The organism is Puia sp. P3, assembly GCF_050632245.1.
In the GTDB taxonomy this organism is placed as follows: domain Bacteria; phylum Bacteroidota; class Bacteroidia; order Chitinophagales; family Chitinophagaceae; genus Puia.
This window is the reverse complement of record NZ_CP192583.1, coordinates 5521099-5533972: the sequence shown is the minus strand read 5'-3', so window position 1 is coordinate 5533972 and position 12874 is coordinate 5521099. Positions and strand designations below refer to the sequence as shown.

General features: G+C 50.2%; 19 protein-coding genes and 1 pseudogene. 14 read left to right on the top strand and 6 right to left on the bottom strand.

Annotated elements, in window-relative coordinates; all coding sequences use genetic code 11:
* Positions 1–52 precede the first annotated feature (52 nt).
* The 9 genes and pseudogenes from ACQ86N_RS34840 (at position 53) to ACQ86N_RS34800 (ending at position 3482) form a co-directional block, all read left to right on the top strand.
* Positions 53–706, top strand: coding sequence for a RagB/SusD family nutrient uptake outer membrane protein (locus ACQ86N_RS34840; protein ID WP_431211073.1), 654 nt, complete (start codon positions 53–55; stop codon positions 704–706).
* Between the two features lie 54 nt (positions 707–760).
* Positions 761–946 (top strand): hypothetical protein, encoded by a 186-nt coding sequence (locus tag ACQ86N_RS34835; RefSeq protein WP_431211072.1) that lies wholly within the window; start codon positions 761–763, stop codon positions 944–946.
* A gap of 156 nt (positions 947–1102) precedes the next feature.
* Positions 1103–1231 (top strand): annotated as a pseudogene (locus tag ACQ86N_RS34830) (RagB/SusD family nutrient uptake outer membrane protein); the annotation flags it as partial.
* A 47-nt stretch (positions 1232–1278) separates the two neighbouring features.
* Complete coding sequence (locus ACQ86N_RS34825; RefSeq protein ID WP_431211071.1) at positions 1279–1458, top strand: hypothetical protein; 180 nt, start codon at positions 1279–1281, stop codon at positions 1456–1458.
* A 101-nt stretch (positions 1459–1559) separates the two neighbouring features.
* Positions 1560–1697 (top strand): FAD-dependent oxidoreductase, encoded by a 138-nt coding sequence (locus ACQ86N_RS34820; RefSeq protein ID WP_431211070.1) that lies wholly within the window; start codon positions 1560–1562, stop codon positions 1695–1697.
* Positions 1698–1757: 60 nt separating this feature from the next.
* Complete coding sequence (locus tag ACQ86N_RS34815; RefSeq protein WP_431211069.1) at positions 1758–1985, top strand: hypothetical protein; 228 nt, start codon at positions 1758–1760, stop codon at positions 1983–1985.
* A 99-nt stretch (positions 1986–2084) separates the two neighbouring features.
* Entirely contained in the window at positions 2085–2303 is a 219-nt protein-coding gene (locus tag ACQ86N_RS34810; RefSeq protein ID WP_431211068.1) for a hypothetical protein, read from the top strand.
* A 141-nt stretch (positions 2304–2444) separates the two neighbouring features.
* Positions 2445–3146: an FAD-dependent oxidoreductase gene (locus ACQ86N_RS34805; protein WP_431211067.1), complete on the top strand. Its 702-nt coding sequence runs from the start codon at positions 2445–2447 to the stop codon at positions 3144–3146.
* A gap of 45 nt (positions 3147–3191) precedes the next feature.
* Positions 3192–3482, top strand: coding sequence for a hypothetical protein (locus ACQ86N_RS34800; protein ID WP_431211066.1), 291 nt, complete (start codon positions 3192–3194; stop codon positions 3480–3482).
* 35 nt (positions 3483–3517) lie between these two features.
* On the opposite strand, the gene ACQ86N_RS34795 is transcribed toward ACQ86N_RS34800, so the two are convergent.
* The 3 genes from ACQ86N_RS34795 to ACQ86N_RS34785 form a co-directional block, all read right to left on the bottom strand.
* Positions 3518–4033 carry an SRPBCC family protein gene (locus ACQ86N_RS34795; protein WP_431211065.1) on the bottom strand — a complete coding sequence of 172 codons (516 nt, stop codon included), beginning with the start codon at positions 4031–4033 and terminating at the stop codon, positions 3518–3520.
* A gap of 11 nt (positions 4034–4044) precedes the next feature.
* Complete coding sequence (locus ACQ86N_RS34790; protein WP_431211064.1) at positions 4045–4350, bottom strand: ArsR/SmtB family transcription factor; 306 nt, start codon at positions 4348–4350, stop codon at positions 4045–4047.
* A gap of 255 nt (positions 4351–4605) precedes the next feature.
* On the bottom strand, positions 4606–4899 hold the full coding sequence (locus ACQ86N_RS34785; protein WP_431211063.1) for a putative quinol monooxygenase: 294 nt from the start codon (positions 4897–4899) through the stop codon (positions 4606–4608).
* Between the two features lie 237 nt (positions 4900–5136).
* On the opposite strand from ACQ86N_RS34785, the gene ACQ86N_RS34780 reads away from it, so the two are divergent.
* From ACQ86N_RS34780 to ACQ86N_RS34770, 3 genes are read left to right on the top strand one after another with little or no spacing between them, the layout of a single operon-like run.
* Entirely contained in the window at positions 5137–5877 is a 741-nt protein-coding gene (locus ACQ86N_RS34780) for a hypothetical protein (protein WP_431211062.1), read from the top strand.
* Positions 5825–5965, top strand: coding sequence for a hypothetical protein (locus ACQ86N_RS34775; RefSeq protein ID WP_431218024.1), 141 nt, complete (start codon positions 5825–5827; stop codon positions 5963–5965). The genes ACQ86N_RS34780 and ACQ86N_RS34775 overlap by 53 nt, the downstream gene beginning before the upstream one ends.
* Before the next feature lie 35 nt (positions 5966–6000).
* Positions 6001–6486, top strand: a complete 486-nt coding sequence (locus ACQ86N_RS34770) for a DUF417 family protein (protein WP_431211061.1) — start codon at positions 6001–6003, stop codon at positions 6484–6486.
* Positions 6487–6519: 33 nt separating this feature from the next.
* On the opposite strand, the gene ACQ86N_RS34765 is transcribed toward ACQ86N_RS34770, so the two are convergent.
* The 3 genes from ACQ86N_RS34765 to ACQ86N_RS34755 all read right to left on the bottom strand — a co-directional run bounded on the left by ACQ86N_RS34765 (position 6520) and on the right by ACQ86N_RS34755 (position 11421).
* Positions 6520–7959, bottom strand: coding sequence for a sigma-54-dependent transcriptional regulator (locus tag ACQ86N_RS34765; RefSeq protein ID WP_431211060.1), 1440 nt, complete (start codon positions 7957–7959; stop codon positions 6520–6522).
* Positions 7907–10399 carry a histidine kinase dimerization/phosphoacceptor domain -containing protein gene (locus ACQ86N_RS34760; protein WP_431211059.1) on the bottom strand — a complete coding sequence of 831 codons (2493 nt, stop codon included), beginning with the start codon at positions 10397–10399 and terminating at the stop codon, positions 7907–7909. Before ACQ86N_RS34760 ends, ACQ86N_RS34765 begins: the two co-directional genes overlap by 53 nt.
* An 86-nt stretch (positions 10400–10485) precedes the next feature.
* A complete protein-coding gene (locus ACQ86N_RS34755; protein ID WP_431211058.1) occupies positions 10486–11421 on the bottom strand; it encodes an alpha/beta fold hydrolase in 936 nt (311 codons plus the stop codon).
* A gap of 246 nt (positions 11422–11667) precedes the next feature.
* Between ACQ86N_RS34755 and ACQ86N_RS34750 the strand changes: the two genes are divergently transcribed.
* Positions 11668–12171 carry a DUF417 family protein gene (locus ACQ86N_RS34750; RefSeq protein WP_431211057.1) on the top strand — a complete coding sequence of 168 codons (504 nt, stop codon included), beginning with the start codon at positions 11668–11670 and terminating at the stop codon, positions 12169–12171.
* Between the two features lie 86 nt (positions 12172–12257).
* Positions 12258–12605, top strand: a complete 348-nt coding sequence (locus ACQ86N_RS34745; RefSeq protein WP_431211056.1) for a DUF417 family protein — start codon at positions 12258–12260, stop codon at positions 12603–12605.
* The last annotated feature ends 269 nt before the right edge of the window (positions 12606–12874 follow it).

Sequence of the window (12874 nt, the reverse complement as noted above, 5' to 3'; positions counted from 1 at the left end):
AAGTCCGTGACATTCGGTATCCGTTGTGGTTTTTGATCTTTAAATTTAACTTATGCGATATCTATATATTTTGCTGATCGTTGCCGTGGCGGGGGCTTCCTGTAAGAAGACGCTGGAAGAGCATCCGGAGTCGATCGCGGCGGAGAATTTTTACAAGAAGCCTGCTGAAGTGGAGGCGGGTCTCAATGCTATTTATACGCCGTTGCGGGATGGAGGCGGTCTGGGGGCCCTTTATCAGACGCAGTTGGAGTGTTATGCCGACTATTTTTACGGTCGGGGAAGTCATGCTGTGCTCAATACCTACTCGGGTTTGGACAATACCAATATCAGCAGGGTAGCGGGTATGTGGAATTTGTTTTATCTGTCGATCCGGAATGCCAATATCATGGTACAGAAGATCCCTCTGGCTTCTGCGGTTGGGGATGCCGATAAGGCGCGGTATCTGGCGGAGGCGAGATTTTTGCGGGCCCTGAATTATTTTTACCTTGTCCGCAACTGGGCGGGAGTGCCGATACGGACGGAGGCGAATATGGATTCGATCAATGTTAAGCGCAGCGCGGCAGGCGGATGTGTATGCGCTGGTCGTGAGCGATCTGTTGTTTGCCGAGTCGAATCTGCCGGATGCGGGCAGGCTGGTGGGGGCTCCTTCGAAGTGGTCGGCCAAAACGGTGCTGGCGGAGGTCTATTTGTGGCTGGGCCGGTATGAGTGATGCGGATGCTGAAGCAAAGGCAGTTGTGGGGTCGGGTAAGTTCTCGCCTGGTGAAAGTGGGGGTAGTTTCGGACTTTGACAAGTTATATGGTGCGGATGTCGTGTCGTCTACCGAGGAGATCTTCTATCTGAAATTCTCGCGCAGTACGCCGGGGCAGGGGCTGGCAATATCCGATATATGCGTTCTATCCCAACTCGGGGGTATTATCCTCCGGGGGATACTATACGTTTTATAGCGACCTCGGTCAATAACAAGGATATTGCTGAACTGGGACAGGCGTGATCTGCCGTTATGGCTATAACTGGTATAGTCAGACGTTTGGACTTGGGGCGACCACGGTGCTGAACAGGAAGTTTGCCGACAGGCAGGCGGTGACCCGGCGGCGGGGAATGACTATCCGATGTACCGGTATGCCGATCTTTTGTTGTTCTATGCGGAGGCCGAGTGCAGGGCTAATAACGGGCCTACGGCGGATGGAATGGAGAAGTTGAATATGGTGCATGAGGCGGGCTTATGGTAAGGACCCGGGGACGCCGGATGCGACGGTGGATTTTACGCTGGCTAATTATGGCTCGGCTCGATGCGTTTCTGGCGCTGGTAGCGCAGGAAAGGGGTTATGAGGATTGTTCGGAAGGTAAGCGGTGGCTGGACCTCAAGCGCATGGGTATTGTGAAGCTGGTGATACAGAATATTAAAGGGATCGCAGTGGCGGATGAAACATTTGCTTTGGCCGATACCTACTACTGAATATAATTATAACAAAGCCATCGATCCGTCCGAGGATCAAAATCCAGGATATTAATTCATATGAGGACTATTATTTTTGCTATTCTGTCTTATGGGACGCTGTGGTGCGTTCGCTCAGACCAGATTATGATATTTGCGTGTACGGCGGGACTTCTGCCGGTGTCATTGCGGCTTATACGGCCGCGAAGATGCATAAGAGCGTTTTGTTGGTGGAGCCGGGAACCGGCTTGGCGGCTTGAGTTCGAGGGGGCTGGGGTATACGGATATCGGGAATAAGTATGCGATCAAGGGTTTGTCGCATGGATTTTTTACCAGCGAGGGTGGGGAGGCACTACGGGAAGCTGGAGCAGTGGATCTTCGAGCCGGGTGTGGCGGAGGGAGTTTTTAAACAATATATACAGGAGGGGAAGGTGAAGGTGGTGTATGGGCATGCGGTTGTGGGAGTGACTAAGACAGGCGGGGCGATCTCTTCCTGTTCGGCTTTCGCCGTCGATGGAAGTTCGGGCTTCGATATTTATCGACTGTAGTTATGAGGGGTGATCTGATGGCCCGGGCGGGGGTATCCTATACGGTAGCAGCCGGGAGGCCAATGCCGAGAGTATAATGAGACGTATAACGGCGTTCAGATGAGGGACAAGCATCAGTTCCCCGATGGTGTGGATCCGTATAAGAAGCCTGGTGATCCTTCGAGCGGGTTATTGTGGGGGATCAGTTCTGCTTCGCTGGGGGAGCATGGGGCGGGGGACAAGAAGGTGCAGAGTTATAATTACCGGATCTGTCTGACGAATGACCCGGCGAATTTCTTGCCCATTACGCGGCCTGCGGGATATGATTCTATAAAGTAGTGAATTGTTGCTGCGACTGCTGGCTGCCAGGACCATCGGGTAATCTATGGGGGTTCTTGAAGTTTGGACCTGCTGCCGAATCATAAGGACGGACATTAATAATAACGGCAGCTTTTTCTACCGATATGATCGGGATGAATTATGACTATCCTGGAGGCGAGTTATGCTGTTCGCCGGAGGATTGCGGCGGAGCATACGAATTACACCAAGGGGTTGTTGTATTTTATCGGACATGATCGCCGGATGCCGGAGCATCTTCGCAAGCTGATGCTGGAATGGGGGTATCCGAGGGATGAGTATGTCGCGAGTGGGCACTGGACTCCGCAGATGTATGTGCGGGAGGCGAGGAGGATGAAGGGGGCGTATGTAATGACGCAGGCCAATTGTGAGGGCAGGGAGACGGTGAAGGATGGTGTCGGTCTGGCGGCGTATGCGATGGATTCGCATAACTGTCAGCGGGTGGTTGTGAACGGGATGGTGAAGAATGAGGGGGATGTGCAGATCGGGGGTTTTCCGCCTTATCCGATCGCATACCGGGCGCTGGTGCCTAAGGAGTCGGAGTGTCGCAATCTGCTGGTGCCGGTGTGTCTTTCGGCGACTCATATTGCGTATGGGTCGATCCGTATGGAGCCGGTGTTTATGGAACTGGGACAGTCCTGCGCGATTGCGGCGGCGATGGCTATCGATCGGCGGGTTGCTGTCGAGGAGGTGGATGCCGCGGCGATCAGGGAAGAGTTGGCCCGGAATCCGCTGGCAGATGGAAGTACGCCGGAGATCATTGTTGACAATGATGATAGTTCGGTTGTGAAAGTGGAAGGAGAGTGGGTGCGCGGAGAAGCATGACAGTTATGGGTTCTCCCGGTTGGTGGCGGGTCTTCGCCCGGCGAAGTGAAGTTTGGGTTTTCGGTGGCTGATGCGGGGATGTATGCGTTGTACGTTTATGTGCCGAAGATACAGGGGGCGAGTGCTGTGACGTCGGTTTCGGTGATGACGGGTGGGAAGAGTTTGGAGACGGCTATGCCTACGGGTAAGTTACAGGTGGAGGGGCAGACGTCCGGGGAATGGATGGAGTGTGGGAAATATAAGCTGGAGAAAGGGGAGGGTTATGTGGGGATTGGAAATAAGGGGGCGGACGGGAAGGTGGTGGTGGATGCGGTGTTGTTGGTGAGGGAGAAATAATTAAAAGCCGGGTTGGTACCCGGCTTTTTTTGGTATTAGATGGCGAGGGCGTCTTCGAGCAGTTCTTCGAGGTTGCTGAATACCGCGGTGGTGCCTGCGAGCATGCCCGATTCGGCCATGGTCCTGACGTCGGCTTCGTTCTCGAATGTGATCGTGATGGTGACCATGGTACCGGTTGGGGTGGCTGTGAATTCGGTGAGCCTGATCATGGTTGGGAGGCCGCCGGTAAGGTTTGCATTTTCGTCGGAGGGGCCGCCGGTGGAGGTGAAGCTGCGCAGCGGTTCGATCGCCGGGACGTCGGCGCGCCACCAGTAGCGTTGGCCGTCGGGGCTGACCATGGAAAAGTGCCAGCTGCCGCCGGGTATGAAATTATGGGATTCGGTCTTGAGGGTCCACGGTTTGGGTGCCCACCATTTGTCGAGGATCTCGCTCTGGGTGAAGGCGCGCCAGATCTTTTCGAGCGGGGCGTCGAATTCGCGGGTAACGACGATCTTTTTTCCGGCCAGGTCCTGGGTGATTTTGGCTTCGTGTTTTGTGATGGGTTGATTCATGCTGGTTAAGTTTATAAGTCCTTTAATAGGTCGTCGAGTTGGTTGAGGCGGTCTTCCCACTGTTTGCGGAAGATATCGAGCCATTGATCGATCTCCTTCATTTTTGTTGGGTTGAAGTGGTAGTAGATCTCGCGGCCGTTGCGTTGCTGGGTGATGGCTTCGCATTCGGCGAGGATCTGGATATGTTTCGATACGGCCTGGCGGGTGGTATCGAAGTGTTCGGCAATGGAGTTGGGTGTCATTGCACGGGAGGCCAGAAGGATGAGGATGCTTCTGCGGGTGGGGTCTGCTATGGCGTGGAATATATCGCGGTGCATATGATTTTATATTTGCAACTATTTGTTTGCAAATTTATGCGCAAATGGGTGGTTGCGGAAATTTTTTTTGGATTTTTTTGGGGGGGGGAAGTGGGGAAGGGAGGATTAGGACAAAAAATTTCCGGCCGGATATCTGAAGAATACCGGGATGGAGGAGGAATAAAAAAACCGGACTGGGGTCCGGTTGTGTACCGAGGACGGGAGAGAGACAAGGGGTCGCGCTCCTTTGAAAGCCCTATTTTTGGCATGCCTAAATTACTTTATAGCAACCAGCGTCGCTCTGTCGATCGTCGGCGGAGCGGCCAGCAAATCACCGGCCTTTTCCATCAACAATTTGGCGACCGGTCCCGCTAGATGGGCCTCCCGGCCCTGCTCTCCTTCAAACGTGTCAAAGACCCCGAATAAGTTCGCCGAAAGTTGAAAACCATACCAGCGTACCGTGCCTGGTTCGGTGTTAGCAAGTTTCATCAACGATTCCAGCAATTCTACGAGCTGTTTTTCTTTTCCTGGTTTGGCTTCCAGCCTGACTAAAAAAGCTAACTTTTCCATATTTGTTGTATTGATTATTTCTGATCCATTCTGAGTTCAACAAATGTGCCTGAACAAAATAGGCTGAAAATCAACCTTGGCGCCGACTTTCAGTTTCGCATAAATTCGATATTCAAAATTTCGGCGAGAGTCGAAAATGATTTTATAGATATTCGAATCGCAGGTATGCGAAATATCGCATCTTCCGGGTCTAATATTGAACAGTGATCTTATCCTTCAGCGATTTATCTTTTTGGCATGAGCATTGGGAGCGCACACGCATGGCAAATACCAATGCATCATACGTTTAAACTATTAATTATGGAAACCGATTTTTCATTAGATGGGCCATTAGTCAACTCGAGATTGTTTAGCCCGATCCAAATGGGGGATTTTATTTTGGACCACCGGGTGGTAATGGCACCCATGACACGCATGCGGGCCGAAAAAGATATGATCCCGGGAAAGCTCATGGCGGAGTATTACGCGCAACGCACTACCACACGCGGCCTTCTGATAACCGAGGCCACTCGTGGTGTCTCCCACCGGCGATGGCTATTACGGTGCTCCCGGCATATTCACCGACGCGCAAACGGAAGGTTGGAAACTGGTTACCGACGCCGTCCACAAAAAAGGGGGATCATCTTTCAACAACTCTTCCATGTAGGCCGGCAAAGCCACACCAGTCTTCAGCCTATTAGTAATATCCCGGTGGCCCCGAGCGCTGTAATCAATGATGACGTAGTGTTTACACCGGCAGGCTGGGTTCCGACCACGCCCGCGCGGGCTCTTGAAACCGGTGAGGTGCGCGAACTGGTGGATGCCTTTCATCAGGCTGCAAAACGAGCCAAAGCCGCAGGCTTCGATGGAGTAGAGTTGCATGGCGCCAACGGTTATATTGTAGACCAGTTCTTGCAGGATGGCACCAATAAGCGTACGGATCAATATGGCGGATCTTCCCCTTCGGTTCAAAATGGGATATCAGCTCACGCCCTATGATCGGGGCACCTTCTATGGCGGCAACGCGCAGGGATATGTCGACTATCCGTATTATAAAGAAACTGTCGGAGCCATGACCACCGTTTAGTTTTCGCATCGCAGAACTTCGCTTAAATTTCAACTATGGGACAACTCATCGCCTTTGCTTCATTCGTGAAAAACCTGGACATTCCGTTTTATATATTGTCGATCGGTATGATTGTTATGTTGCTCTGGGCCGGAGCATTCAAGATGACATACCCGGGTTCCGAAACCATCACTCCCCTGGTGACCAACAGTCCCCTGATGAGCTGGCACTTTAAAATTTTTGGCGCTAAAATGGGTTCCTTCATCATTGGGCTCGTGGAAGCTGGTAGCTGCCGCTTTTTTATTGGGGGATTTCTTTATCCCGTTCTAGGTATCATCGGAGGCTGCATTACGCTGATCATGTTCTTTCTCACAAGCACAATGCTATTGTCAACGCCCGATATCCTGGTAAAAGTAAAAGGCGTTTCTTATCTCAACAATCTCGGACTTTTCCTGTTCAAGGACATTATTGCGCTTGGAGGTTCGTTTTTTCTTATTGGTCATTATGGTGAGAAAGCCGCCATGCTTATGCAAATGAAATGATTTCATGATGGCTATCTTGTCCGCGTGACATGCCTAGAAGATGCTACGAGAATTGGTAATGCCCAGCTTCTTTATTCTCGAGTGAAGTGTGGAAGTGTTCATATTCAAAAGCTCGGCAGCGCCGCCCTTGCCGGCAATTCTACCGTTGCATTTTCGAAGTACGTCAATAATATGTTCGCGCTCTATATCTTCGAGCGCAGTATTGGTCTTTGTCTGTTGCATTTTTGGCATCGATTTAGGCAGATCAAGCTGTGTGATCGAATTTCCCCTCGTTAGAAGCACGGCACGTTCCATCATGTGTTCCAGCTCCCGGATATTGCCGGGCCAGGGATATTTGATAAGATCGTCGATAAGACCCGGGGACAGGATTAGCTCAGTTTTCCCCAATTTTTCGCCGAATAGATTAATAAAATGACGTGCGAGAACAGGTATATCCTCAGGTCGATCCCGAAGGGGTGGAAGAACTATTGGAAAAACCGATAACCGGTAATACAGGTCCATGCGAAAATTTCCTGCAGCCACTTCGGCCTCCAGGTCCCGATTTGTCGCGGCGATCACGCGACAATTGACCTTGATCACATCCTCTCCGCCCACCAGCTCGATCTCCCGCTCTTGCAGCACACGCAAAATTTTTACCTGCATATCCAGATTCATCTCGCCTATTTCATCAAGAAAGATGGTGCCCTGGTGCGCCTGTTCGAATTTTCCTCTTTTCCGTTGAGTGGCACCGGTAAATGCTCCCTGCTCGTGACCAAAAAGTACGGATTCGATCAGGGTATCGGGTATAGCAGCGCAGTTTACTTTGACAAGTGGCCCGGAACGTCTCAAAGACATTTGATGTATGGTGTTTGCGATCAACTCCTTGCCCGTCCCGGTTTCACCTAGCAATAGAACCGATGTGTCGGTAGGCGCGACCAGCTGAACCTCTTCGAGCAAAGATCGGAATTTCGGGGACCGGCCGATAATCTCAGTAGGTATAGTCTGTTTGTTGCCCGAAACTGAGCCGGCTTTCCCTCGGTCTTTCGTCAGGGCCTTTGAAACGCTGAATTTTGCCCGCTGTTCATGGACATATAGCGCAATTTCAATCATTACCAGCAAATCTTTTTCCCTAAATGGCTTTACAAGAAATCCAGCGGGCTCGGTCGCTTTCGCCGACTCGAGCGTATCCCGGGTGGAATTCGCCGATAAATAGATGAATGCAACCCCTTTGTTCTTTAACATATTGCCAAGATGTATGCCTGTTAAAGAGCCCTTCAGAAAAATATCGAGCACGACCAGTGATGGCAATTCGGATGTCAACATTTCCAGGGCGATATTTACCGAGCGTGCAATGCCTGGGACATGGTAGCCTGCCTTTTCAAGCACCTCCTGTATATGATTGGCTTCGACAAACTCATCTTCGACAATAAGGATCTTTTTTTCATATTCGTTTTGCTGAGTTCTCCGATAAAATAATGTCCATAGCTTGATCAAATGAAGTATTGGCCACAAAGCGGATGTTAATTGTTGTTCCCTGATTCGAGCCGATAGAAAAAGATCCGCCGAGATCGGCGGTGAGTCCTTTCATTAATTTAAGCCCAAGGCTACCGCGTTCTGCTGCTCCGCCGGCCCGCAGACCTGTTCCATTGTCGGAAATAGTGAGGTCGACTATGTTGTCGTCTTCGATGGCCATCGCGATGACAATCAGGTTGCCCTTGTTACGCCCTGGAAATGCATGTTTTATCGCGTTGGTAATAGCCTCGTTGAGGATCAGCCCGATGCTGACGGCCTGTGATACTTCGAGGGTGATCGGAGCGAGGTTGAGCTCGAACGCAATCTGGCTTCGAATACCAAAGACGTCCCGCAGGTAGCGAATCAGGTCGGACAAATATGAAGCAATGTTCAGGCGTCTAACGTCGTGTTCCTGATAGAGTTTCTGGTGGATCAGGGAAATGGAAAACACCCGGTTTCGACTGTCCTGTATCGCATTCAGCGCATCGGCGCTGAGATAGCCGCTTTGCGATTCAAGCAAACTTACGACGGTCTGCAGATTATTCTTTACCCGATGGTGTACTTCTTTGAGTAGCCATTCTTTTTCGTTAAGGAGTTGACTCAGCGCCTCATTCTTTAACCCAATCGCCCTGTTGATCCTTTGTTTGACGCGATATTGGTTATACAACAGGCCGATAATAGCAAGCGCTCCCAGAAGGCTGCCGATAGTGATATTCCGAAGCAGCTCAGCCCTCGACAGTTCTGCCTTGTGCAGTGCCTCCTGCTTACTGAGTAACGCGATATCCCGATCTTTCTTGTCCGTCTCGAAACGTACCTGCAACTCGGCTAGCTCTCTGAATTTGCTGGCGCTAAAAATGGAATCGGAAAGCTTTTCGTACAGCAGCCGATGCCGTATCGCGCCGGAAAGGTCACCTGCCGCCGAATCGACTACATATAGAAGCAAGTGTGTATCCCGATAGATATCGACTTTCACTGGAACCACGCTTTCCGGCTGCAGGGCTTGTTCAAGAAAAGGCTGCGCTTTTGTGAATTGTCCCCTTGTGACATAAAACTTACCTATAGTATAGTTCGCCTCCGGTGTAGCGACATCGTAATCGCTTTCTATATCCTTGGCCTGATCGACAATCGACTGATGGTAATACCGGATCATTTCGAGATAGGTTGTTTCAGCCTGGTCAGTTGAACCTTCCGCTTCGTAAAGCCTACCCCATGCTGCAGTAAGCATTTCTTTATCCCGACTGCTGGCCTCCGGATTTTCCTTTTCAAAATCGGTAAGAAAACTGCGCGCATCGGAAAATTTATGTTGAAGCGTTAAGCAGGCGGCGATTCGCAGCGCATCGCCATAGATCAGTCTGTCTTTCCGTCCTTGTATCTCCCGAAGTGACTGGCGATACCAGAAAAGGCTTTTATCGATGTCATTCTCCGACCAATACACCTCGCCGATCGCCTTATCGACAAACCCTGCGAAATAGTCCTGTTTCAAAGAGTCCATTTCTTTTTTGGCTTTGAAAAGAAAATCGAGTGCCCCTGGGTGGTCGCCCAGGTAACTGAGAAAGACGGCGTGGTAGAAATAATGCACGTACATCTTTCTCTTAAGAGCCTGCAATCCGGCACTGGCCACGACTTCCTCGCTGTCCGCCAATTGGAACAAACCCGCCTGCCAATGAACGATTGCGAGCTCTTCCAGAGAGTACAAAGCGGATGTGTGATCTCCTGCTGCTTCGAAAAGCCGGATAGCGTTGGTGAACCCTTTGATTTTCAATGGGCTCGTGGCAAAAGTTGTCGGCAGATTGTCCGCCAGCATCGACCAGTGCCGGGCCTCCCGCGACTTTTCATCGGCGACCTGATCATCCTTGATGTTTAAATAAAAAAGGTCGATGCCTTTTTTGTGTTTCCCCCGCTGAAAGAAGTATTTCCCCAATACGATCCTCGAATTCTGGATCGCCCAAAGGGTATGAACCGTATCGCTGTAGTTGACGAACCATTGTATATATGGCCAGGCTGAATCAAGATTGGCAGTATAATTGCCCGGACGAAAAGCATATTGTTCTTCCAGTTCCTGCAGCATCTTAATCTTCCATTCCCCAGTAGACTGCCCGACTATTGCCCGCGCCGCCGCAAAATCATTTCTCATGGCGTTTGCTTTGCAGGCGAAAAAGCTTTCCTGGTTAAAATCTTCCGGACGGTCAAGTTTTCGACTTAATGTTAAGGCCGGCGCAACAAACATGAGCGCGCTATCCGGCATATTACCCTTGATATAGGAATTGGTCAAATCGAGGAGGATACCCAACCTGCTACTATCTTCACGAACCTGCTGCAACTTTTTTACAAGTTCGCAGCGTCTTACCGATGCATAAATTTGGGCGATGGCGGAATGGACACCAAGACTGCAGAAACACAATATACTTATCAAATATCGCATGGTCGTAAGTCTTCGGTCACCCGAAGTTCTCATATCGTTTGGCTCATCCAAAATTAATGAATATTTCTCTTTGGGAAACAAGCCAGCTAAGCACCCGAACAGGACAAACCCGCCTCTGTGTAGCTATCGTCCAGAAATTTACGAAGAATTGTTGCCGTCTCTCCCGCGTTCTCCTCGGGAAAGAAATGGCCACCGCGCACGGCCTGCCCCCGAACATGGGGCGCCCATTCGCGCCATATCCCTAATGATCCACCATCCTTTACATAGAAAGTATCAAGCGGACCTCCTTCTGCCCAAAGATGCAGCGTCGGACATTGAATTTGTCTTTTGGCGGCCTTATCCGCCAGGTCATGCTCAATATCGAGCGTCGCTGCAGCCCGATATTCTTCACAAATCCCATGTACACGAGCTGGATCCTGGAAATTTCTCACATACTGCTCCAGAATATTCGATCCAAAACCGCCATGGCCAGCGCCGTTTTCAAAGACAGCCCTGGGTGCACCAAGCAGGTAAGATTCTGGCAGGGGATTCTGCTGTGAAAGAAGAACCCACGGCCAATAAGTCTGGAAAAAACGGGCATCTGCACGGTGCCAGGCTTCCATGACGGGAATGACGTCAAATATTGCAAGCTGTATAACCTTTTGCGGGTGATCCAGGGCCATGCGATAAGAAACGTGTCCACCGCGATCGTGGCCAATCAATATAAACTGCGAAAAACCAAGTTTTTCCATTACACTCACCAGTTCGCTAGCGATAACACGTTTTGAATAAGGCGAGTGGTCCGCGGTCGAATCAGGAACACCACTTCGGCCATAGCCCCGGATGTCAGGACAGATCACAGTATGATCCAGCGCAAATTTCGATGCCAGACGCTGCCACATGAGACTGGTACGTGGAAACCCATGAACCATGAGGATAGCCGGCCCTTTGCCGTAACGGCGGAGAAAGATATTATTAGCTCCCACCTTAACCTGCAGCGATTCAAAGTATCCTTCGGATTCCAAATTCGAAAATGATGCCACTGTGGATAGGTTTACTTTCGCCGATCGCCACAAGAAACATGCCTGTTAGCAACTCATTCCCCCGCCCGATTAAAACCGCGGTAATGGGCGATTCTGACATTGTCTAAATTTCGCACAAATGCGATATTTCGCATTTAATGCAGTTTGCGGTCGGCCCAAAAGTTTCGGGCGCGGCGTCCATAAAGGGCGTGAATATTCAGGCACGATGCTTGTTTTCGCCACGGAGAATTCGTAAAAACTTTCAAGATGATACGCTTAGCTGCATGGGTCATTAAAAAGAATATGGCCTTCTACATTATTAGCATTGGAATGATCGTAATGCTCTTATGGGCGGGGGCATACAAAATGACGGGCCCCGGCGCCGAAGGGATCGTACCGCTGGTAACTAACAGTCCATTGATCTTTTGGCATTTTAAAGTATTTGGTACTTACCTCGGATCGGACCTTATCGGTATAACCGAGGTGTTGTCCGGCATTCTTATTCTTTCAGGAATGTTTCGCCCGAGGGCGGGGATCTTTGGCGCGGCTATCGGTGTCGTCATCTTTTTTGTCACGAGCTGCATGATCATCACTACTCCTGGAACGATCACGCTGGTCCACGGTATCGGCTATATGAGTTTCCTAGGCTTATTCCTTTTTAAAGACATCATTTCGCTCGGCGCTTGTCTTTATCTCATGGGATATTTCAACCAAAAGATTGCCGACAGGGGTATGAACACCGCCGAACAAAAGCGAAATATCGCATACTAGTGGGGCGGGGTTTAATGGCGACTATTGAACGACAATTCATTCCGAAATCGGCACGGATGTAGGAGCGTATCGAAAAACAATTGACAATGAATTTAAAGGAATTAGCAATTCGGGCCGACTTAAAGGGGTTACCCGCCATTATTATTAGCCTGGGCATCTGTATTTTGCTTTTTTGGATCGGGGCGCTAAAGTTTACGCCTACTGAAGCCGAAGCCATTTCTCCGCTACTTAGCCACAGTCCTTTTACTTTTTGGATGCAAAGCGTTTTTGGAAAGCAGGGGTCAAGTGATTTTATCGGCACCTTTGAATATCTTACGGGAATAGGAATTATCGTCGGATTCTTTAAGCCGAAGATCGGAATGATCGCCGGAGTGATGGGCATTCTTATGTTTTTTGTGACGTTTTCCTTTTTCTTTTCGACCCCGGGACGGTGACTATTGGCGATGGCCTTTACCGGCCTACGCGCGATGGGGGATTTCTGTTGAAGGACCTGGTACTGCTTGGAGGAGCATTTTACCTATTTACATACTTTGGAGAGAAGGCGTGAGGTTGCTGTCGCTCCACTTTGGGGGAGACTATTGGAAAAATGAAAATGGCCGAAATCAACAGATTTCGGCCATTAATCGTAAAAATTGGTACCGAGGACGGGAGGATTATCGAACTAGATTTTGGATGATTTGCTGGCACTTAGTGAAATGCCGGG

Bases quoted from the DNA above. Each gene is read 5' to 3' on its own strand.
- ACQ86N_RS34840 (WP_431211073.1), top strand. From the start codon at position 53: ATGCGATATCTATATATTTTGCTGATCGTTGCCGTGGCGGGGGCTTCC.
- ACQ86N_RS34825 (WP_431211071.1), top strand. From the start codon at position 1,279: ATGGCTCGGCTCGATGCGTTTCTGGCGCTGGTAGCGCAGGAAAGGGGT.
- ACQ86N_RS34815 (WP_431211069.1), top strand. From the start codon at position 1,758: ATGGATTTTTTACCAGCGAGGGTGGGGAGGCACTACGGGAAGCTGGAG.
- ACQ86N_RS34810 (WP_431211068.1), top strand. From the start codon at position 2,085: ATGAGGGACAAGCATCAGTTCCCCGATGGTGTGGATCCGTATAAGAAG.
- ACQ86N_RS34805 (WP_431211067.1), top strand. From the start codon at position 2,445: ATGACTATCCTGGAGGCGAGTTATGCTGTTCGCCGGAGGATTGCGGCG.
- ACQ86N_RS34795 (WP_431211065.1), bottom strand. From the start codon at position 4,033: ATGAATCAACCCATCACAAAACACGAAGCCAAAATCACCCAGGACCTG.
- ACQ86N_RS34790 (WP_431211064.1), bottom strand. From the start codon at position 4,350: ATGCACCGCGATATATTCCACGCCATAGCAGACCCCACCCGCAGAAGC.
- ACQ86N_RS34785 (WP_431211063.1), bottom strand. From the start codon at position 4,899: ATGGAAAAGTTAGCTTTTTTAGTCAGGCTGGAAGCCAAACCAGGAAAA.
- ACQ86N_RS34780 (WP_431211062.1), top strand. From the start codon at position 5,137: ATGAGCATTGGGAGCGCACACGCATGGCAAATACCAATGCATCATACG.
- ACQ86N_RS34775 (WP_431218024.1), top strand. From the start codon at position 5,825: ATGGCGGATCTTCCCCTTCGGTTCAAAATGGGATATCAGCTCACGCCC.
- ACQ86N_RS34770 (WP_431211061.1), top strand. From the start codon at position 6,001: ATGGGACAACTCATCGCCTTTGCTTCATTCGTGAAAAACCTGGACATT.
- ACQ86N_RS34760 (WP_431211059.1), bottom strand. From the start codon at position 10,399: ATGCGATATTTGATAAGTATATTGTGTTTCTGCAGTCTTGGTGTCCAT.
- ACQ86N_RS34750 (WP_431211057.1), top strand. From the start codon at position 11,668: ATGATACGCTTAGCTGCATGGGTCATTAAAAAGAATATGGCCTTCTAC.
- ACQ86N_RS34745 (WP_431211056.1), top strand. From the start codon at position 12,258: ATGAATTTAAAGGAATTAGCAATTCGGGCCGACTTAAAGGGGTTACCC.